Raw genomic sequence first — 19,989 nt, forward strand, 5'->3', positions numbered from 1 at the left:
GCTTTCGCCGCGCTTATTCACGTTCCGGCACCGGCACGTTGAAGCCGTTCAGCGTCGTCGACACGAGGGCGTACAGCCCGACCAGGTAGATCAGCTCATTGGCGCCGTGCTGGCCGAACGTGGCGACGGCGAGCCGGTACAGCGGCTCCGGCAGCACGCCGCCGCGCGCCAGCGCGTACGAAAAATCGAACGCGACGTTTTCCTCACGCGACAAGTCGGTGGGCTTCTGTCCGGCGACGAGCGCCGCCAGCCGCTCCGTCGACATGCCTTCGCGTTCGGCGACCGCGACGTGCGCATACAGTTCGTACGCGGCGTTGTAGCGCGCGCCCACGACGAGGATCGCGATCTGGCGTGCGCTGTCGGGCAGCGACGCGTTGGCCGTCATCGCGAGCGTCAGGTTCCAGATCGCCTTGCCGATCGCGGGCTCGTGCAGCCACGGGTTCCACGGCCCCATCAGGGCGCCGTCCTCGCGTTCGACCTTGAAGGCGTTGAAGTTGCTGGCAATCCCCTTGCGCATGTCGTCGTAAAGGGCTTTTTGTTCGGCGCCGAGTTCGGCCGGTGGGATCAGTGGCAAACGCATCGTTCCTCGCTGTGTCGATGAAAGGGCAGGGCAGTAGCAGCCCGGGGCGGCGACTTGCTTCGGGCGCCATTCTGGCAAATTGCGGATGGGGCCGCCGTACGATTGGATGACCCGCGCCATACCTGCGCCGGCGCGGTATAGTCGGGGCATCGAATCGACGCCGTAACGACAGCATGAGCGCGACCTGGACCTATCACCCGCATCCGGACGAGCACGGCCGCAAAGTGCGCCTGCACGCGCCGTCGTGCGAGGCCAACCTCCACGCGCTGGCCGATCCGCGGGCCGCGCTGACCTTCGTCCCCGGCAGCGAGTGCCCGGGCGTGCTGGCCGGCGTGCCGCTGGCCGCGTGCGCGCGCGAGACCGTCGAGGACGCGTGCCGCCGTGCGACCGACACCCCGCTGTTTGCCGACCCGCCGTTCGACCTGCCTCCCGGCAAGCACGCGGCCGCCGGCGCCGTCGTGCGCGAAGGGGATGGGCGCCTGTGGCTCGTGGCGCCATCGAATGCCTTCGGCGGCTACACGGCCACGTTTCCAAAGGGGCGCGCCGAGCCGGGTCTGTCGCTGCAGGCGACCGCGATCCGCGAAGTCTGGGAAGAGTCCGGCCTGCACGTCGAGCTGACGGCCTGGCTGGGCGATTTCGCGCGCACGCAGACGTTCACCCGGTTCTATGTCGCACGCCGCATCGGCGGCCATCCGGCGCACATGGGGTGGGAATCGCAAGCCGTCCATCTCGTCACGCCGGCGCAGGCGCGTGTCCTGCTGAACCGCGACACGGACCGGGCCGTCCTGGACGCGCTGCTCGCATCGTGATCGGCGTTCGAAGTCCTGATTCATCGGATTCCTTGGTTTGCGACAGCGTCGCGCCGAGATGCAATTGAGTTACCTCAAGTTTGATGCACGATGAGCGAGACACGCTAAGTCTTTCCAATCTGTAATGTTCGCAATGGCTGCCTTAATGTCCGCCTCAGTTTCGGGGCGTACCGTGTCTGTTGCATTTGGGAAGTCTTTTGTTCGTCTCGCCAATCTTTCGAGGCCGTCGCATCGTGAAGTTAGCCGTTTTTCCGGAAGTCGCGCCGCCGTATGCCGGTGGCCTGGACATCGTCTCCGACGAACCCCTGCAGCACCGCCAAGTGCTGGACAAGCTCGATGCGCTGGGCCTGCGCGCGTACGTCGCATCGCCGCGGCTGGGGCATCCGTTCGTGCTGTCGATCGAGGCGGCGCACGCCTTCGTCGACGACGGCGACACGTTGAACCTGTGCCGCGACCTGGGCCTCGACACGGCCGCGCACCCGCACGATCTGGAACGCGAGATCGTGCTCGCGATGCTTGCCGCGCCGCGTCCGCTGCGTTTCGCGAGCGCCGCCGAGTTCCTGGCGGCGGTGGCGATCCGCCGCAACATCGTCGTGGACGCGCGCGCCACGCAGCTCACATTCGGCACCGCGGAAGCGGACCGCCCGGCCAGCCATTGGACGTATGACGAGGACCGCGGGTTCACGGTGCTGCCGGGCCGCCCGCTGGTGGAGGCGCTGACGCTCGCGACGCAGCCGGAAGCGGGCGATGGGCGCACGTACGCGTTCTCGTGCTATCGCGCGACGGAATACGTGATGCTGCTGGCGATCGCCCGCGAACTGGAACGGGTGAACCCGGCTTTGCTGGCGGCGTTACAGCGGCAGTGGGAAACGCGCGCCGTCCAGTCGGGCGCCTTCCACGACGTCTTCCTCGTCGAGTACGGTGCCTTCGATGCGCCGCTGCCGGCGCGCTGGTACGTGCCGGGCGACCGCGTGTGGTTCCGTAACCCGGACGCGCATTCGTCGGACGCGTCCGGCTACGAGGGCTCGTGGGTGATCTACCTGGGCAACGGCCTCTTCAGCAATTTCTGGCAGCGCGACCGGCCGTACAGCCTGGTCACGAAATGCCTCGAGATCTATCATTGGCGCGACGGCACCTATATCGATGCGGCAGGCGACGTGCGGATGAACGAGGCGATCGTCGCCGCGAAGGTCGCGGAAACGGCTGCGAATCCGGCCGCGCTGGCGCAGGTCGTCGCGCGCATGTCGCGCCTGCGCGATGGCCGTGGCGTGTACGCGGACGGCGGCTGCATCGATTTTTCGCGCGAGTTCGCGCGCAACGTCTGTCCGGGTACGGCCGATATCGTGCTGCCGGGTTGAGCGGACCGGCGCTACCGCAGTGGCGGCCCTTTACGGCTGCAAGACGTACAGGCCGGGCGCGTCGCGCAGCGCGCGGCTCGGCGGCGGTGGCGCGGTCAATGGACCCGCCAGCCGGGCGAGCCAGTGTTCCCACGCCGGCCACCAACTGCCCTCGCGGATGCGCGTGTCCGATTGCCAGCTGTCCGGATCGACGTAGGGGGCGTCGTGCTCGTGCGTGCTCATCTGGTAGGTGCGGCCCGGCCTGCCCGGCGGCGACACGACCCCCGCGTTGTGCCCGCCCGACGTCAGCAGGAACGTCACGGATGTGTCGCTCAACGGAATGATCTTGTACACGGAGCGCCAGGGCGCGACATGGTCCGTCATCGTGCCCACGGCCAGGATCGGGATGTGGATGTCGGTGAGCGCCACGGGCCGGCCGTCGACGAGGTAGCGCGAGCTCGCCAGGCTGTTTTGCAGGAACAGGTTGCGCAGGTATTGCGAGTGCATGCGGCACGGCATGCGGGTCGCGTCCGCATTCCACGAGGCGAGGTCGTTGGCCTTGTCGGGGATGTCGAGCAGGTAGTGGCGCAGGCGCCGCGACCAGATCAGGTCGTTCGAGCGCAGCAGCTGGAAGGCGCCCGCCAACTGGCGCGTGTCGAGGTAGCCCTGCTGCCACATGACGGCTTCGAGGAAGCTGACCTGGCTTTCGTCGATGAACAGCGATAGCTCGCCCGGTTCCGTGAAGTCGACCTGGGCCGCCAGCAAGGTCATGCTGGCCAGCCGCTCGTCGCCGTCGCGGGCCATCGCCGCCGCCGCGATGGCCAGCAGGGTGCCCCCCAGGCAATAGCCGCATGCGTTGACCTGCGGGGAACCTGTCTCGCGCACGACGGTGTCCAGCGCGGCCATCACGCCGAGGCGGCGGTAGTCTTCCAGCGACAGGTCGCGGTCGTCGGCCTGCGGGTTCTTCCACGAGATCATGTACACCGTATGCCCGTGCTCGACGAGGTAGCGCACGAGCGAGTTCTGCGGCGACAGGTCGAGGATGTAGTACTTCATGATCCAGGCCGGCACGATCAGCAGCGGCACGGCGTGCACCTGCGGTGTGGCGGGATCGTAGCGCAGCAGTTCGATCAGGTGGTTTTCCATCACGACCTTGCCGGGCGTGATGGCCACGTCGCGCCCGGGCCGGTGGCTGACGGGCGCGGACGTGCCCGCCAGCGCGCGACGCACGTCCGCGCCCGCGCGGACCAGCCCGTGCACGAGGTTCTGCCCGCCGCTGGCGAACGTGACCTGCTGCGCGACCGGGTTGGTGGCGATGAAGTTCGACGGCGCCACGCCGTCGAGCAGCTGGCGCGCGACGAACGTGACGACGTCGCCATGGTGTGACGACACGCCGCGCACGTCGTTCGTCGCCCGGTGCCACCATTGCTGGGTGAGCAGGAAGCCCTGGCTGAGCTGGTTCCAGGGCCACGCATGCCACAGCGGATCGTCGAAGCGCTTGTCCTGCGCGAGCGGCTGCACGGGCTCCGCCGGCGTGCCGAACATGGCGCTCGTGCTGTACTGCATCCAGCGCTGCAGGTTGCTGACGGCCTGGACACCGAGTTCCATCTGCTTGGCGGGCGACAGCAGCAAATGGCTGGCCCAGTCGTACCACGCGCCGGCCAGCGCGGCCGGCGACACGTAGCCGGTCAGGCGGCCCAGCGCCGCGTTCAGCGCGAGGTCGATGTGGGCGTTCGCTACGCTGGCCTCCGGGTAGTGCGGGCGCGGGCCTCCTTGCCACGTGCTCGCTTCACGCCGCTGCTCGCTGGGCGGAATATGGGACAGGATGTTCATGGCACCTCGGCCGGGATGGAGAAGGGAGTGTGCATCACGCTTCCTTTCGCAGGATCATACGCCTTTGACCACGCTGCGGCCGCTTGGTGCCGTGCCGAGGACACCGGACGTTTGATGCAGCTCAGGTATAAACCCGGCGGTCGATTTACCATGCTCTTCGGCGAGGTAGCAAAGCGGTAATGCGACGGCCTGCAAAGCCGTTCAGACGTGTTCGACTCACGTCCTCGCCTCCAATCTACACTCCACACTCACTGCCATTCCCGCCAGCAATAACCGCCCGGCACGCCACACGTGCGCAGCAGATGAAGCAGCTCGGCAGGCGTACAATGTTCCGCATTGGACGTTTCGCGATGAACATTCACGCACGAGGAGCCGCCATGGAAACGACGCACCGCATCCCCACGTACGACGACGCCGGCAAGCTGCTGCTGCGCCTGCTGCTCTCGGTCCTGATCCTGTTCCACGGCGTCTCCAAGCTCATCGGAGGCGTCGGTTTCATCAGCGGCATGCTCGCGAAGGCGGGCCTGCCGGCGGGGCTCGGGTACCTGGTCTATATCGGCGAGGTCGTCGCGCCGCTCCTCATCCTCGTGGGCCTGTACACCCGCGCCGCCGCGCTGATCGTCGTCGTCAACATGATTGTGGCGCTGCTGCTCGTGCATACCCACCAGTTCTTTACGGTGAACGACACCGGCGGCTGGGCGCTCGAACTGCAGGGCATGTACCTGGGCAGCGCCGTCGTGATCGCCTTGCTCGGCGCGGGCCGCTACAGCATCGGGGGCGCGGGCGGCCGCTGGAACTGACGGGCTGAAGCCTCAGCGCCCGGTCGCCAGCGCCGCCACGTTCTCCGTCCCGTGCGGCGGGATGTCCGGATCCCAGCCGCCGCCGAGCGCCTTGTAGGCCGCCACGGCGGCGTGTGCCGCATCCGTCTGCGCCTGGGCGCGGGCGTCGGCCGCGCCCAGCAGGGTTTCGTCCGCATGCAGCACGTCGATCAGGCTCGCGGCGCCGCGCCGATACGCAGCGAACGACGACGCACGCGCACGCGTGAGCGCATCTTCGCCGCGGACGAGGACGGCCGCTTGCTGCGACCGGTGGGCGAGTGCCGAGAACGCGTTTTCGACGTCCTCCGTCGCATGCAGCACTGCCAGCCGATACGCGGCCAGTGATTCCGCTTCGCGACCGCGCGCCTGGCCGATCTGGGCGTCGATCCGACCGAAGTCGAACAAGCGCCAGCGCAGGCCCAGCACGGCCGCCTCCTGGCTCGCGCCCGCACTGAACAGATGTCCGGCCGACAGCGTCGTCGCACTGCCGAGCAAGGCACCCAGCGACACGTGCGGGTAATACTCGGCCATCGCCGCGCCGATGCGCGCATGCGCGGCCGCCACGCGCCGCTCGGCGGCGATCAGGTCGGGGCGGCGCCGCAGCAGGTCGGCAGGCGACCCCGTCGCACCGATGGCCGGCACGGCCGGGATCGCGGCGGGCGCGCGCAAGGCGTCGCGGTGCGTGCCGGGCGGCGTGCCCAGCAGCACGTCCAGCGCGTTCAGCGCCGCGTCCAGGCCTGCCTGGAGCGCGGGTACGGCCGCTTCGGCCTGCGCCAGTTCGCCTTCCGTCTGGCGCACCTGGGCGTCGGACGCCACGCCCTTGCCGTACAAGAGCCTGACCTTGTCCAGCAGGTCCCGGCGCGTCCTGACCTGCTGCTCCGCGATGGCGAGACGGGCCTGCAGGCCGCGGATGCCGATGTAGACGTCCGCCGTCTGGGCGGCGACGGCAAGCCGGACGGCGACTGCGTCCGCCGCCGACGCCTGGTAGTCCGCCCGCGCCGCTTCGCGGCCGCGGCGCAGGCCGCCGAACACGTCGATTTCCCAGCTCGCGGTCACATTGGCCTCGTAGGCGTTGCCCCAGCGGTCGGCGCCCGGTCCCGCAGCGACGAGCCTGCCGACCTGGGTTTCGGTCGACTGGTAGGCGCGGGCGGCCGAGCCGGTGACGGCCGCGGACGGCAGCAGCGCCGCGTCGGCCGCGCCGAGGCCAGCGCGAGCCTGGGTCACGCGTCCCGCCGCCTGCGCCAGGTCGAGGTTCTGTTCCAGCGCCAGCGCGACGTAGTGCGCCAGCTGCGGGTCGCCGAAGCCGTTCCACCACGCCGCCTGCACCGTTGCCGGACCTTGCGAACCGGGCACCTGCCCGACGTAGCGGTCGGGCAGGGGCGCGTCCGGGCGCCGGTAGTCTGGGCCGACGGCGCAACCTGTTGCCAGCACGGCAACGGCGGCCGCCGCGAGCGAGCGGATGGGGAACATGGCGTATCCTTCAAAATATGGTGACGAGTGACCATAATACGCATTAGTCACACTTTGTCAAACAGCCGCTCCGCACGTTAAGCTATGGCCATGAACACCTCCATCCAATCCGCCCCGCCGAGCCGGGGGCCGTCGGACCACGACGTCCGCACCCAGGTCGTCGAGGCCGCCACCGAGTATTTCGCCCGCTATGGCTACGAAAAAACGACCGTCTCCGACCTGGCCAAGGCGATCGGGTTTTCCAAGGCCTATATCTACAAATTCTTCGATTCGAAGCAGGCGATCGGCGAAGTCATCTGCGCCAATTGCCTGAACGGCATGAAGCAAGCCGTCGACGAGGCCATCGCGGACGCGACGAGCGCATCGGACCGCTTCCGCCGCATGTTCCGGGCATTTGTCGATGCCGGCACGCAGCTGTTCTTTGAAGACCGCAGGCTGTACGACATCGCGGCGGCTGCCGCCCGCGAGCCGTGGCCTTCGGTGCAAGCGTACGAGCGCTACGTCGAGGACCTCGTCACGCGGATCGTCCGCGAAGGGCGCGAAACGGGCGAGTTCGAGCGCAAGACCCCGCTCGACGAGACGGCCCGTGCGATCTGTCTCCTGATGAAACCCTACGTCAATCCACTGCTGCTTCAATACAACCTCGAGGGCGCGGTCGATGCGACGGCCCTCCTGACCAGCCTCGTCCTCCGCAGCCTGGCACCATGATCCGTGTTTGTGACCATTGACTTATTTGGTCACTAGTAGAAGAATGTGGGCTTTCCACCAAAGGAGCTCCCATGTCCATACGCTCACGGGGTACGCACGCGCTGGTTGCGTTACCGATCGTCCTGGCCGCGTGCGGCGACAAACCACCCGCCGACCCACGCATGGCAGCGCCCGTCGTCGAGACGGCAGTCGTGCAGGGTGCCACGTCCACCGCGCCATCCTTCACAGGCGTCATCGGCGCGCGGGTCCAGAGCGACCTGGGCTTCCGCGTGCCGGGCAAGGTCGTGCAGCGCCTCGTCGACGCCGGCCAGACCGTACGCCGGGGCCAGCCCCTGATGCGCATCGATCCCGTCGACTTGAGCCTGCAGGCGCGAGCCGCATCCGACGCCGTGACGGCGGCCCGCGCACGCGCGCGCCAGGCGGGCGACGAGGAAGCCCGCTATCGCGACCTCGTGGCAGACGGTGCCGTGTCGGCCTCCTCGTACGACCAGCTGAAGGCGGCGGCCGATGCGGCCAAGGCTCAGCTGAGCGCAGCGGAAGCGCAGTACGACGTCGCCCGCAACGCCGCCGGCTACGCGCTGCTCGTGGCGGATGCCGATGGCGTCGTCGTCGACACCCTGGCCGAGCCGGGTCAGGTCGTCGGAGCCGGCCAGACCGTCGTGCGGCTGGCCCATGCGGGCGCGCGCGAGGCGATCGTCCACCTGCCGGAGACGATGCGTCCTCGCATCGGCAGCGAAGCGCAGGCCACGTTGTATGGTGGACAGGGCGGTGACCGCGCCCGGCTCAGGCAATTGGCGGACGCCGCCGACCGCGTGACGCGTACGTACGAGGCGAAATATGTCCTCGACGGGCCGCTCGCCGCGGCGCCCCTCGGCGCGACGGTCACCTTGCGCCTGCAGGGCGACGGCGCTGCCGACGCGAAGGCGCTGCGGGTGCCGGCCGCGGCCGTCGTCGACGACGGCAAGGGCAGCGGTGTGTGGGCCGTGGCAGGCAGTCCGGCCAAGGTGACGTGGCGCCGCGTCGACGTGCTGGGCATTGGGGACGACATGGCGCGTGTGACGGGCGAGCTGAAGTCCGGTGACCGCGTCGTGGCGCTCGGCGCACACCTGCTGCACGAAGGCGACAAGGTCCGCGTGGAGGGTGCGGCGCGGCAGGTGGCCGTCGCGGTCGCGGCGGGGGGCATGCGATGAGCCGCTTCAACCTGTCGGCACTGGCCGTGCGCGAACGGTCCGTCACGCTGTTTCTCATCCTGCTCGTGTCGGTCGCGGGCGTGCTGGCCTTCCTGAAGCTGGGCCGCGCGGAAGACCCGCCGTTCACCGTGAAGCAGCTGACGGTGATCACGGCCTGGCCCGGCGCCACCGCGCGCGAGATGCAGGACCAGGTGGCGGAGCCGATCGAAAAGCGCATGCAGGAACTGCGTTACTACGAACGCGCGGAAACCTATACGCGGCCCGGCCTCGCGTTCACGATGGTCACGCTGCTGGACAGTACGCCGCCATCCGATGTGCCGGACCAGTTCTACCAGGCCCGCAAGAAGCTGCAGGACGTGCAGGGCACGTTGCCGGCCGGCGTCATCGGCCCGATGGTGAACGATGAATTTGCCGACGTCACGTTCGCGCTGTACGCGCTGAAGGCCCGCGGCAAGCCCGCGCGCCTGCTCGCGCGCGACGCGGAAGCCCTGCGCCAGCGGCTGCTGCACGTGGCCGGCGTCAAGAAGGTCAACATCATCGGCGAACAGGCGGAGCGCATCTTCGTGTCGTTCTCGCACGACCGCCTCGCCACCTTGGGCCTCGCCCCGCAGGACATCTTCGCTGCGCTGAACGCGCACAACGTGCTGACACCGGCCGGCTCGATCGACACGAAGGGCGCGCAGGTGTTCGTGCGGCTGGACGGCGCCTACGACAACCTGCAGGCGATCCGCGACACACCGGTCGCGGCCCAGGGCCGCACTCTGAGGCTGGGCGACGTGGCGACGGTGGAGCGGGGCTACGAGGATCCGGCCACCTTCCTCATCCGGAACAATGGCGAGCCCGCGCTGCTGCTGGGCGTCGTCATGCGCGACGGCTGGAACGGTCTCGACCTGGGCAAGGCGCTGGATGCCGAGGTCGCCGCCGTCAACCGGGACATCCCGCTGGGCATGAGCCTGACGAAGGTGACGGACCAGGCCGTGAACATCAGCGGCGCCGTCGACGAATTCATGGTCAAGTTCTTCGTCGCGCTGCTCGTCGTGATGGTCGTGTGCTTCCTCAGCATGGGCTGGCGCGTGGGTCTCGTCGTCGCGACGGCCGTCCCGCTGACCCTCGCCGCCGTGTTCGTCGTCATGGCGGCGACGGGCAAGAACTTCGACCGCATCACGCTCGGCTCGCTGATCCTCGCGCTCGGGCTGCTCGTCGACGATGCCATCATCGCCATCGAAATGATGGTCGTCAAAATGGAAGAGGGCTATGACCGCGTGCAGGCATCGGCGTACGCGTGGAGCCACACGGCCGCCCCGATGCTGTCCGGGACGCTCGTCACCGCCATCGGCTTCATGCCGAACGGCTTCGCGAAGTCGACGGCCGGCGAGTACACGAGCAATATGTTCTGGATCGTGGGCATCGCGCTCGTCACGTCGTGGATCGTCGCGGTCGTCTTCACGCCTTATCTGGGCGTGAAGCTGCTGCCGGCGATCGCCAAGGTCGAAGGGGGTCATCATGCCATTTATGACACGCCGAACTACAACCGGTTCCGGCGCCTGCTGGGCACTGTGATCCGGCGCAAATGGCTCGTCGCGCTGGTCGTGGTCGGCACGTTCGTGCTCGCAGGTGCGGGCATGGCCATCGTGAAGAAGCAGTTCTTCCCGACGTCGGACCGTCCGGAGGTACTGGTCGAGGTCCAGATGCCTTACGGGACGGCGATCGGCCAGACGTCGGCCGCCGCCGCGAAGGTCGAGGCCTGGCTCGCGGCGCAGAAAGAGGCTCGCACCGTCACGGCCTATGTCGGCCAGGGTGCGCCGCGCTTCTACCTCGCGATGGCCCCCGAGCTGCCCGACCCATCGTTCGCGAAGATCGTGATCCGCACGGGGGACGAGCATGAACGTGAAGCGCTCAAGCAGCGCCTGCGCGCGGCCATCGCCGACGGGCTGGCGCCGCAAGCGCGCGTGCGCGTCACGCAGCTCGTGTTCGGTCCGTACTCGCCGTATCCGGTGGCGTTCCGCCTGTCCGGGCCAGACGCGGACACGTTGCGCACCATCGCCGCCAAGGTCGAAGCCGTGCTGCGCGCGAGTCCGCAGATGCGCACCGTGAACATGGACTGGGGCAACCGCGTGCCGACCCTGCGCCTGACGCTGGACCAGGACCGCCTGCAAGCCGTCGGCCTGACGTCGGCCGCCGTGGCGCAGCAGCTGCAATTCCTGCTGAGCGGCGTGCCCGTCACGGCCGTGCGCGAGGACATCCGTTCCGTGCAGGTCGTTGCGCGCGCGGCCGGCGACGTGCGGCTCGATCCGGCGCGCATCAATGCGTTCACGCTAGTCGGCGCGGCCGGCCAGCGCGTCCCGCTGGCGCAGGTGGGCACCGTCGACGTCCGGCCGGAGGAACCCGTGCTGCGCCGGCGCGACCGCATGCCGACGATCACGATCCGCGGCGACATCGCCGACGGCCTGCAGCCGCCGGACGTCTCCGTGGCCATGGAGCACACGCTGCAGCCCGTAGTTGCCGCGCTGCCGGCCGGCTACAAGCTGGAGACGGCCGGATCGATCGAGGAGGCCGGCAAGGCGAACCGCGCGTTGCTGCCGCTGTTCCCCATCATGCTCGCGTTCACGCTGCTGGTCATCATCTTCCAGGTGCGCTCGATCGCGTCGATGGTGATGGTGTTCGCGACCAGTCCGCTGGGCCTGATCGGCGTGGTGCCGACGCTGCTGCTGTTCCGCCAGCCGTTCGGCATCAATGCACTCGTGGGTCTCGTGGCGTTGTCCGGCATCCTGATGCGCAATACCTTGATCCTGATCGGGCAGATCGATCACAACCGGGCGGATGGACTGGCGCCGTTCGACGCCGTCGTCGAGGCGACCGTGCAGCGCGCGCGCCCCGTGATCCTGACAGCGCTGGCTGCGATGCTGGCCTTCATCCCGCTGACGCATTCCGTGTTCTGGGGCACGCTCGCCTACACGTTGATCGGCGGGACGTTCGCCGGCACGATCATGACGCTCGTGTTCCTGCCGGCGATGTACGCCATCTGGTTCAAGATCGCGCCGGCGCCGGCGCGCACGCCGGCGCCCGTCGTGGCGGAGATTACGGCTGCGCCGCCTGCGCCGGCACCACGTTGACCTGACGGATCGCGCCATCCGCGCCGTACTCGAGCGGCGCGATGGCGATCGCGCGGCGCCAGCCGCTGCCGCCGGGCAGCAGGTTGTCGTGGTAGAACAGCCAGCTCTTGCCGTCGTGCTCGACGATGGCCTGGTGGTTCGTCGAGATGTTCAGGTAGTCGAGCACGACGCCGCGGTAAGTAAAGGGGCCCATCGGCGACTTGCCCGTCGCATACAGGATCTGGCCCGGCCAGCCCGACGAGAACGTGTAGTAGTAGATGCCGTTGTGCTCATGCATGAACGGCGCCTCGCCGTATTTCTTCTTCGGGTCCGATGCCGGCATGCCTTCGATGTCGACGATGCGGATCGGGCCGTCGAGCGAGATCATGTCGGGCTTGAGCTTGACGACCTTGGGCACGCGCGTGCCGAAATACATGTACGCCTGGCCATCCTTGTCGATGAACACGGCCGGGTCGATTGGCTCGTCGCCCGCGTTGACGTCGCGCGCGCGATCGACCAGCGCGTCCTTGCGCGCGTCGACGAAGCCGCCGTCCGGGCGGTCCGACACGGCCACGCCGATGCGGTCGCCGCCGACGGGCGCGTAGAAATAATACTTGCCGTTGCGGTAGGCCGCTTCCGGTGCCCATGCCTTCGCGTCCGGGCGCGCCCACTTGAACACGGTGACCGCGAGCGGCACGCCGGCGTCGTGCCACGTCTTCATGTCGCGCGACGTGTACAGGCGCCACGTGGTCGAGTCCCAATACTTGCCGGAATTCGACGCGTCGTCCGTCGCGTACAGGTAGAACATGCCGCCGTCCTTGGTCTTGAAATAGTGCGGCGACGGATCGGCGGCGAAGCGCTGCGAGATCGGATGTGCGGCCTGCGGAGATTGCGCGAAGGCGGGCAGAGAGAGTGCGAACAGTACGGCGGCGAGTCGGGTCATGATTGGTTCCGGTAACGATGTCCAGCGATGCTAAACCCGCACGTGCCACCGTAGCAGCGCGTATCCGAATATTTCATAGCTGAATACGAATTTGATATCGATAACGCGCGCCGGCAACGAAAAGCCCGAACGGGCCATGTGGCGCGTTCGGGCTCCGGGCATCGGCCGGCGCGAGGCCGGCCTGGCACCGATCAGAACTGGTTCATCGTGTTGTGCTTGCCGCCGGCCTTCAGCGCCGCTTCACCGCTGAAGTATTCCTTGTGGTCGTCGCCCAGGTCCGAACCGGACATGTTCTGGTGCTTGACGCAGGCGATGCCCTGGCGGATTTCCTTGCGCTGCACGCCGGCCACGTAGCCCAGCATGCCCTGGCTGCCGAAGTATTCCTTCGCCAGGTTGTCCGTCGACAGGGCGGCCGTGTGGTACGTCGGCAGCGTGATCAGGTGGTGGAAGATGCCCGCTTCGCGTGCCGCATCGGCCTGGAACGTGCGGATGCGCTCGTCGGCGACCTTGGCCAGGATCGAGTCGTCGTACTCGGCGCTCATCAGGTGGGCGCGGTCGTAGGCCGACACGTCTTCGCCGCGGTCCTTCATGCCGTCGTACACCTGCTGGCGGAAGTTCAGGGTCCAGTTGAACGACGGGCTGTTGTTGTACACGAGCTTCGCGTTCGGGACGACCTTGCGGATTTCCTTGACCATGCCGCCGATCTGGCCGATGTGCGGTTTCTCGGTCTCGATCCACAGCAGGTCGGCGCCGTTCTGCAGCGACGTGATGCAGTCCAGGACGCAACGGGCTTCGCCGGTGCCTTCGCGGAACTGGAACAGGTTGCTCGGCAGACGCTTCGGCCGCAGCAGCTTGCCGCCGCGCTGGATGACGACGTCACCGTTCTTCAGTTCGGCCGCACCGATTTCTTCCACGTCGAGGAAGCTGTTGTACTGGTCGCCCAGGTCGCCCGGTTCCTGGGTGACGGCGATCTGCTTGGTGAGGCCCGCGCCCAGCGAGTCGGTACGCGCGACGATCACGCCGTCGTCGACGCCCAGTTCCAGGAATGCGTAGCGCACGGCGCGGATCTTCGCGAGGAAGTCCTCGTGCGGCACGGTGACCTTGCCGTCCTGGTGGCCGCACTGTTTCTCGTCGGACACCTGGTTCTCGAGCTGGATGCAGCAGGCGCCCGCTTCGATCATCTGCTTGGCCAGCAGGTAGGTCGCTTCCGCGTTGCCGAAGCCTGCGTCGATGTCGGCGATGATGGGCACGACGTGGGTGACGAAGTTGTCGATCTTGTCCTGGATCGCGGCCTTCGCGGCGCCTTCGGCGGCGTCCAGCTGGCGGAACAGGCCGCCCAGTTCACGGGCGTCGGCCTGGCGCAGGAACGTGTACAGCTCCTTGATCAGCGCGGGGACGGCGGTCTTTTCGTGCATCGACTGGTCCGGCAGCGGGCCGAATTCCGAGCGCAGCGCGGCGATCATCCAGCCCGACAGGTACAGGTAGCGGCGGTCGGTGTTATTGAAATGCTTCTTGATCGAGATCAGCTTCTGCTGACCGATGAAGCCGTGCCAGCAGCCCAGCGACTGGGTGTACTTGGAGGAGTCGGCGTCGTAGTTCGCCATGTCGCGGCGCATGATGGCGGCCGTGTAGCGGGCGATGTCGAGGCCGGTCTTGAAGCGGTTCTGGGCGCGCATGCGGGCCGCGGATTCAGGATTGATGGCATCCCAGCCGCTGCCGTAGCGCTGCTTGAGGGAAGCGATGGCCTGGATATCGTTTTGGTAATCGGACATGTCGAACTCCATGAAAAGTGAATCGAAAGTGGTGAAGCGCATGGGTTCATCATAAGAGATCCGGGCTGGTTAAATCTTCTGTCTTATATAAGAGTTGAGAATAAAATTAATCGAACATTTTCAATGAGTTAGCTATTGCATTCCGCAATGTGGCAAATAATTTTGCGGAATGGAATATTTGTCCCGTCTGCTGAAAGAACAAAATTCCACATCGTGGAACGCTATTCAGCCGAGTGAAAAATGCAGCGCGGAGGCGGGCGGGCAGGCGCGGAAAAGGGCGGGGAAGACGGGGTGCGAAGCGGCGGGATAAAAAAAAGCCCGCTGTTCGCGGGCTTGAATCTATTTTCTTGGAGGAAGATAGAGGAGACAGGAACCATGATGCTGCATCGCACCACAATCGTCCAATGATTGTTCGTGATAGCGGTTATCTACCGGACGCATGACTGCCGGGTTGCGCCAGCGGGACGGTGCGGGGCGCGTCCATGCGGCGCGGCTAGCACCGCCGGCGCGGCGGCGCATCCATCCAAAGACGGAGCCGGCATTGCGGCGGCCGGTGTAGATTCGGGCGATCCGAACTCGCCCCAAAGGCAATCCCATGACGACTTCCGATATCGACCTCGCCGACGCCCGCGCCGCAGCGGCGTCCGCGCAAGCAGACGGCCGCGACGACACCGTGCGCATGGCGGGCCGCGTGCTCGTCGGCGTGCTGTTCCTGTGGGCCGGCATCGACAAGGTGCAGGGTTGGCCGGGGGCGCTGCAGGAAGTGGTGGCCGGCGGGCTGCCGGCGCCCGTGCCGACGCTGGCGCTGACGATCCTGCTGCAGGTTGCGGGTGGCGCCGCGATCGTCGCGGGCCGGCTGTTGAAACCTGCGTGCTGGGCGCTGGCCGCGTTCACGGCGCTCGCGACCGTGCTGTATCACGGCTTCTGGCACGCGACCGGCGCGGCGCGCCACGCGGCACTGATTCCGTTCATGGAGCACGTGTGCATCGTCGGGGGCCTGCTGGTCGTGTCGACCTTGGCGCCGCGACGCCGCTGATCAGCCTTCGATCAGGCCGCGCCACACGACGCGGTTGCGCCCGTCCTGCTTGGCGCGGTACAGGTGCTCGTCGGCCGCCTCGAACAATTCGGCCGCGCTTTCCGGCCCGTAGCCGCCCAGCGTCGCACCGCCCACGCTGACCGTGAGCACGGACGCCACCTGCGACGCCGCGTGCGGCATTTCCAGCGCGGCGATGGCCGCGCACACGTCGTCGACCAGGTGGCGCGCCTGGACGCTGTCCGTATCCGGCATCAGCAGGACGAGTTCCTCGCCGCCGTAGCGCGCCGCCAGGTCGGCCGGGCGGCGCAGGCCTGCTGCCGCCGCGCGAGAGACAGCGCGCAGCGCGCGGTCGCCGGCCGGGTGGCCGTAGAAGTCGTTGTATTGCTTGAACGCGTCGATGTCGAGGAGGGCCAGCGACAGCGGCCAGCCGTTGCGCTGGGCGCGCTGCCATTCCTGCGCGTACATCTCGTCGAAGCGGCGCCGGTTCGCCAGTTCCGTCAGGCCGTCCACGTGCGCCAGCCGCTCCAGCATGCGGCGCTGGCGAACCAGCTGCAAATGCAGCGCCACGCGCGCCATCACGACGGTGGCGTTGAACGGCTTGGTGATGTAGTCCGACGCGCCCAGCTTGAGGCCGATCGCCTCGTCCTCCGGCCGGTCCAGGCCCGAAATGAAGATCACGGCGATCTGTTCCAGCTGCGGGTCGGCGCGCAGGCGGCGCAGGACTTCGTAGCCGTCCAGGTCGGGCATCATCACGTCGAGCAGGATCAGGTCGGGCGCGTGGCGCGCGGCCCGTTCCAGCGCCTGCTCGCCGTTTTTCGCGAGCAGCACCGTGTATTCCGGCTTGAGCAGCTCGGCCAATACCTGGCGGTTGATCGGATCGTCGTCGGCGATCAGGACTTTTTGCGGTTCCACGTTCATGATGCAGTCTCCGCCTGGGTGTCGACGGCCCGTTCGAGGACGTCGAGGTGGACCAGCGCGCGTTCGTACTCGATCTCGTCGACGGCGGTTCGGATGGCCGCCAGCGGCGCCGCGTGGCGCGCATCCGGCAGTGCCGCCTGCAGCTCGGCCAGCGCGTCCTCGGCGCGCGCGTCGTCCGTTTCCAGGAAGCCCCGCAGGCGCGCCAGCAGGGCGCCCGCATCGAGGCCGCTCACCGGCGGCGCCTGGGCGGCGTCGATGCGCGCGAGGCCGGACAGCACGCTGTCCAGCGCGACGATCAGGTCCGGCGCCAGCACCGACACGCGCTCCGCGCGGCCGCTGCGCAGGTCGTGCTCGAGCGTGTCCGCCAGCGCGGCCAGTTGGACGGCGCCGATGTAGGCGGCGCCCGATTTCAGGTTGTGCGCCAGCGACTGCAGCGGCGCATAGTCGCCGTGCGCGAGCGCGTCGCGCATCAGCTGCGGTGCCGTCACGTATTCCTGCAGGAAGCCGGCGATGCGGCGGCGCAGGCGCTGTTGCTGGCCGCCGGCGTTGGCCAGCGCGCGGTGCCAGTCCACGCCGCGTACGACGGGCAGCGCCGGCGCGGCGGTCACGGGCGCGGGTGCGGACGCCGGCATCGGCGCGGGCGCGGGCACGGCGCGGCCTTCGAGACGGCGTGGATCGATCCACTTGACGAGGGTGCGCAGCAGCACGTCGGGGTCGATCGGCTTGACGACGTGGTCGTTCATGCCGGCCGCGAGACTCCGTTCGCGGTCGCCGGCCATCGCGTGCGCCGTCATGGCGACGACGGGCAACGTGGCGCAGCCGGGCAGGGCGCGGATGGCGCGCGTGGCCGTGAAGCCGTCCATCCCGTGCATCTGGATGTCCATCAGCACGAGGTCGTAGTCGCCGCTCTGCGCCATGCGCACGGCTTCCTGGCCGCTGGCGGCGGCGTCCACGTGCATGCGCGCCAGCGCGAGGAAGTCCAGCGCCACTTCGCGGTTGTTGGCGTTGTCGTCGACGAGCAGGATGCGTGCGCCGGCCAGGCGATCGGCGTCGGACTGGCGGCCGGCCGGCGCCTGGCTGCCGGCGTCGGTGGCGGGCGCCGCCAGGTCGGGGCGGAGCACCTGCAGCAGGCTGTCGTACAGCAGCGCCGGGCCGACGGGCTTCGTGAGGAAGCCGGACAGCGGCAGGTCGCCTTCCTGTTGCAGCACGCCTTCGCGGGTGCACGCGCTGACCATCAGGATCGCGGGCGGCGCCGTGAAGCGCGCATCGGCGCGGATGCGGCGGATCGTTTCGACACCGTCCCAGCCCGGCATCATGTAGTCCATCAGCACGACCTGGTACGGCGCGTCGTCCGAGACGGCCTGCGCCAGCCGGGCCAGCGATTCCTCGCCCGACGCGACGGCATCGGCCTGGATGCCGAAGCCGTCCAGCATCTCGACGAGGGCGTCGCGCGCGCCGGGACTGTCGTCCACGACCATCACGCGCATGCGCTGCAGCTGGCTGCCCGGCGCCGGCGCGGCGGAGGCGGAAGCATCGGCGATGCCCAGCGGGACGGTGAAGCTGAAGCGGCTGCCCACGCCCGGCGTGCTCGTGACGGTGATCGTGCCGCCCATCAGCTCGACGAGCTGCTTCGAGATCGACAGGCCCAGGCCCGTGCCGCCGTATTTGCGGGTGATCGAGTTGTCGGCCTGGGTGAACGACTGGAACAGGCGCGCCAGCTGGTCGGCGTCCATGCCGATGCCCGTGTCGCTGACGGAGAAGCGCAGCACGACGCGGCCCGCCGCGCGCTCGACGACGTCGACGGCGACGACGATCTCGCCGTCCTCCGTGAACTTGACGGCGTTGTTGGTCAGGTTGATCAGGACCTGCCCCAGGCGCAGCGGATCGCCCACGAGGCGGCCGGGCACGCCGCGCGGCACGCAGAACACGAGTTCGACGCGGCGCGCATCGGTCTTGATGGCGGCGAGGCTGGACAGGTGCTCGAGCATGTCGTCGAGGTCGAACGGCACGACTTCGAGCGTCATGCGGCCGGCCTCGATCTTGGAGAAGTCGAGGATGTCGTTGATGATGCCCAGCAGGTGCTCGCCCGCGCCGAGGATCTTGCCGAGGTAGTTGCGCTGCTTCGGATTCGGGTCGGCCATGAGCGCGAGGCGGCTCATGCCGATGATGGCGTTCATCGGCGTGCGGATCTCGTGGCTCATATTGGCCAGGAATTCCGATTTCATGCGGGTCGCGGCCTCGGCGCGCAGCATCGCGTCCTGGATGCTCTTCGTGCGCAGGCCCAGGATGCGCATGAACACGAGCATGTCGAACGTGCCGCCGAACTGCGTGGAATTCAGGGTCCAGTAGGTGGCGTCCAGGCCGCCCTTGATGACCTGCGCCTGGATCGCCGAGCTGACGAAGCTCGCGGCCCAGCCGATGAGGAAGTAGATGCCGACCGTGTCGCCGCGGCGCGCGCGGTTGAAGGCGCCGGGAAGGCCCAGCAGCATCGGCATGATGCCCAGCGAGCCGATGATGGCGACGAGGGCGGCGTCGTGGATCAGGTCGAAGCCGAACGCGGTGGCGGCCAGCACGCACAGCACGGCGCCCGTGCGCATCAGGCGCGGGAAAACGCGGTCGACGCCGGGCCGCGTCAGCGCTTCGCCGACGAACAGGTAGCCGCCGCACGCGGTCATCAGCGAGATGATGCCGGTGGCGTGCACGGTGGCCCAGCCGCTCGCGCCCCACAGGTATTCGGCGCCCAGGCCCCACCACGCGACGTTGTACATGGCCAGCCCGCCGATCAGCAGCGCGTACTTGGCGAACAGGATTTCGCGCAGGTTGACCCATTGCGCGAGGCTGTACAGCAGGAGGCACAGGAACAGGCCAGTGAGGATGCCTTGCACGAGGCGGTCGTGCAGCGCGGCCTGGTAGAACGCGCCCGGCTTCTCGAAGCTGATCGGCAGGATCTTCGGCCCGTTCGTTTCCACCCGCAGCAGCACGTCGTAGGCCGCGTCCGGCGCCAGGAGCAGCGCGAACGACGGCACCGGTCCGCCGAGGGCGTCGGGGGCACGCGCGAGCGTCCGTTCCGATCCGGCCAGCGCGTGGCGCTCGATGCGGCCGTCACGCACGAGGTACAGGTCGACGCGGTTCAGCAGGCCGAAATCGACCTTGAGCGCCCACGCGCCGTTCGCGCCCGGCGTCGTGCGCACGGGGATGCGCACCCAGACGACGCCTTTTTCCATGCCCAGCGTGGCATAGGCCCCGTGCGGTGCGGCGAAGCGGCCGGGCGCGGCGGCGAGGGCGGCGGCGTCGAGGCGGCCGTCCGGGTCGCGCAGCAGGCTCGCGGCCGGCCAGGCTTCGATGTGCGCCGTGGCGTCGTCCAGCATCAGGGGGCCAGGCGCGGCATGCGCCATGCCGGCCAGCGACGACACCGCCAGCAGCAGCGCCAGCGCGAGCAGGCGCAGGCTGCGCGGGAACAGGGAAAAAGGTAGTGCAACCATC

14 protein-coding genes and 1 tRNA gene are annotated in these 19,989 nt (G+C 68.3%); 8 read left to right on the forward strand and 7 right to left on the reverse strand.

Features of this window, described 5'->3' with window-relative positions; all coding sequences use genetic code 11:
• Positions 1-13: 13 nt before the first annotated feature.
• Positions 14-580 (reverse strand): carboxymuconolactone decarboxylase family protein, encoded by a 567-nt coding sequence (locus tag NX784_RS02715; protein ID WP_258815162.1) that lies wholly within the window; start codon positions 578-580, stop codon positions 14-16.
• A 173-nt stretch (positions 581-753) separates the two neighbouring features.
• On the opposite strand from NX784_RS02715, the gene NX784_RS02720 reads away from it, so the two are divergent.
• Complete coding sequence (locus NX784_RS02720; protein WP_258815163.1) at positions 754-1,389, forward strand: NUDIX hydrolase; 636 nt, start codon at positions 754-756, stop codon at positions 1,387-1,389.
• A gap of 233 nt (positions 1,390-1,622) precedes the next feature.
• Positions 1,623-2,747 (forward strand): TGL-type protein-glutamine gamma-glutamyltransferase, encoded by a 1,125-nt coding sequence (locus NX784_RS02725; RefSeq protein WP_258815164.1) that lies wholly within the window; start codon positions 1,623-1,625, stop codon positions 2,745-2,747.
• 30 nt (positions 2,748-2,777) lie between these two features.
• Here NX784_RS02725 and NX784_RS02730 read toward each other — a convergent pair whose 3' ends face one another.
• Complete coding sequence (locus NX784_RS02730; protein ID WP_258815165.1) at positions 2,778-4,559, reverse strand: PHA/PHB synthase family protein; 1,782 nt, start codon at positions 4,557-4,559, stop codon at positions 2,778-2,780.
• Positions 4,560-4,718: 159 nt separating this feature from the next.
• Here NX784_RS02730 and NX784_RS02735 point away from each other — a divergent pair.
• Positions 4,719-4,792: transfer RNA gene (locus NX784_RS02735), tRNA-Cys, on the forward strand.
• Positions 4,793-4,936: 144 nt separating this feature from the next.
• Positions 4,937-5,359 carry a DoxX family protein gene (locus NX784_RS02740; RefSeq protein ID WP_258815166.1) on the forward strand — a complete coding sequence of 141 codons (423 nt, stop codon included), beginning with the start codon at positions 4,937-4,939 and terminating at the stop codon, positions 5,357-5,359.
• Between the two features lie 12 nt (positions 5,360-5,371).
• On the opposite strand, the gene NX784_RS02745 is transcribed toward NX784_RS02740, so the two are convergent.
• Positions 5,372-6,847 (reverse strand): efflux transporter outer membrane subunit, encoded by a 1,476-nt coding sequence (locus NX784_RS02745; RefSeq protein ID WP_258815167.1) that lies wholly within the window; start codon positions 6,845-6,847, stop codon positions 5,372-5,374.
• Between the two features lie 90 nt (positions 6,848-6,937).
• On the opposite strand from NX784_RS02745, the gene NX784_RS02750 reads away from it, so the two are divergent.
• From NX784_RS02750 to NX784_RS02760, 3 genes are all read left to right on the forward strand, one after another.
• Positions 6,938-7,555 (forward strand): TetR/AcrR family transcriptional regulator, encoded by a 618-nt coding sequence (locus NX784_RS02750; RefSeq protein WP_258815168.1) that lies wholly within the window; start codon positions 6,938-6,940, stop codon positions 7,553-7,555.
• A gap of 71 nt (positions 7,556-7,626) precedes the next feature.
• Positions 7,627-8,745 (forward strand): efflux RND transporter periplasmic adaptor subunit, encoded by a 1,119-nt coding sequence (locus tag NX784_RS02755; protein WP_258815169.1) that lies wholly within the window; start codon positions 7,627-7,629, stop codon positions 8,743-8,745.
• Complete coding sequence (locus tag NX784_RS02760; protein WP_258815170.1) at positions 8,742-11,858, forward strand: efflux RND transporter permease subunit; 3,117 nt, start codon at positions 8,742-8,744, stop codon at positions 11,856-11,858. The genes NX784_RS02755 and NX784_RS02760 overlap by 4 nt, the downstream gene beginning before the upstream one ends.
• Here NX784_RS02760 and NX784_RS02765 read toward each other — a convergent pair.
• Both NX784_RS02765 and NX784_RS02770 read right to left on the reverse strand, forming a co-directional pair.
• On the reverse strand, positions 11,824-12,780 hold the full coding sequence (locus tag NX784_RS02765) for a family 43 glycosylhydrolase (protein WP_258815171.1): 957 nt from the start codon (positions 12,778-12,780) through the stop codon (positions 11,824-11,826). The genes NX784_RS02760 and NX784_RS02765 overlap by 35 nt on opposite strands.
• A gap of 191 nt (positions 12,781-12,971) precedes the next feature.
• Positions 12,972-14,552 carry an isocitrate lyase gene (locus NX784_RS02770; RefSeq protein WP_258815172.1) on the reverse strand — a complete coding sequence of 527 codons (1,581 nt, stop codon included), beginning with the start codon at positions 14,550-14,552 and terminating at the stop codon, positions 12,972-12,974.
• A gap of 595 nt (positions 14,553-15,147) precedes the next feature.
• On the opposite strand from NX784_RS02770, the gene NX784_RS02775 reads away from it, so the two are divergent.
• Positions 15,148-15,588, forward strand: a complete 441-nt coding sequence (locus NX784_RS02775) for a DoxX family protein (protein WP_258815173.1) — start codon at positions 15,148-15,150, stop codon at positions 15,586-15,588.
• On the opposite strand, the gene NX784_RS02780 is transcribed toward NX784_RS02775, so the two are convergent.
• Both NX784_RS02780 and NX784_RS02785 read right to left on the reverse strand, forming a co-directional pair.
• Entirely contained in the window at positions 15,589-16,506 is a 918-nt protein-coding gene (locus NX784_RS02780) for a diguanylate cyclase (RefSeq protein ID WP_258815174.1), read from the reverse strand. It abuts the gene before it with no gap.
• Positions 16,503-19,988, reverse strand: coding sequence for a hybrid sensor histidine kinase/response regulator (locus NX784_RS02785; RefSeq protein WP_258815175.1), 3,486 nt, complete (start codon positions 19,986-19,988; stop codon positions 16,503-16,505). Before NX784_RS02785 ends, NX784_RS02780 begins: the two co-directional genes overlap by 4 nt.
• Between the last annotated feature and the right edge of the window lies 1 nt (position 19,989).

Origin of the sequence: Massilia pinisoli (genome assembly GCF_024753285.1) — a bacterium.
Classification (GTDB): domain Bacteria; phylum Pseudomonadota; class Gammaproteobacteria; order Burkholderiales; family Burkholderiaceae_D; genus Telluria; species Telluria pinisoli.

Bases quoted from the DNA above. Each gene is read 5' to 3' on its own strand.
- NX784_RS02760 (WP_258815170.1), top strand. From the start codon at position 8,742: ATGAGCCGCTTCAACCTGTCGGCACTGGCCGTGCGCGAACGGTCCGTC.
- NX784_RS02720 (WP_258815163.1), top strand. From the start codon at position 754: ATGAGCGCGACCTGGACCTATCACCCGCATCCGGACGAGCACGGCCGC.
- NX784_RS02740 (WP_258815166.1), top strand. From the start codon at position 4,937: ATGGAAACGACGCACCGCATCCCCACGTACGACGACGCCGGCAAGCTG.
- NX784_RS02775 (WP_258815173.1), top strand. From the start codon at position 15,148: ATGACGACTTCCGATATCGACCTCGCCGACGCCCGCGCCGCAGCGGCG.
- NX784_RS02780 (WP_258815174.1), bottom strand. From the start codon at position 16,506: ATGAACGTGGAACCGCAAAAAGTCCTGATCGCCGACGACGATCCGATC.
- NX784_RS02770 (WP_258815172.1), bottom strand. From the start codon at position 14,552: ATGTCCGATTACCAAAACGATATCCAGGCCATCGCTTCCCTCAAGCAG.
- NX784_RS02715 (WP_258815162.1), bottom strand. From the start codon at position 580: ATGCGTTTGCCACTGATCCCACCGGCCGAACTCGGCGCCGAACAAAAA.
- NX784_RS02785 (WP_258815175.1), bottom strand. From the start codon at position 19,988: ATGGTTGCACTACCTTTTTCCCTGTTCCCGCGCAGCCTGCGCCTGCTC.
- NX784_RS02730 (WP_258815165.1), bottom strand. From the start codon at position 4,559: ATGAACATCCTGTCCCATATTCCGCCCAGCGAGCAGCGGCGTGAAGCG.
- NX784_RS02750 (WP_258815168.1), top strand. From the start codon at position 6,938: ATGAACACCTCCATCCAATCCGCCCCGCCGAGCCGGGGGCCGTCGGAC.
- NX784_RS02765 (WP_258815171.1), bottom strand. From the start codon at position 12,780: ATGACCCGACTCGCCGCCGTACTGTTCGCACTCTCTCTGCCCGCCTTC.
- NX784_RS02745 (WP_258815167.1), bottom strand. From the start codon at position 6,847: ATGTTCCCCATCCGCTCGCTCGCGGCGGCCGCCGTTGCCGTGCTGGCA.
- NX784_RS02755 (WP_258815169.1), top strand. From the start codon at position 7,627: ATGTCCATACGCTCACGGGGTACGCACGCGCTGGTTGCGTTACCGATC.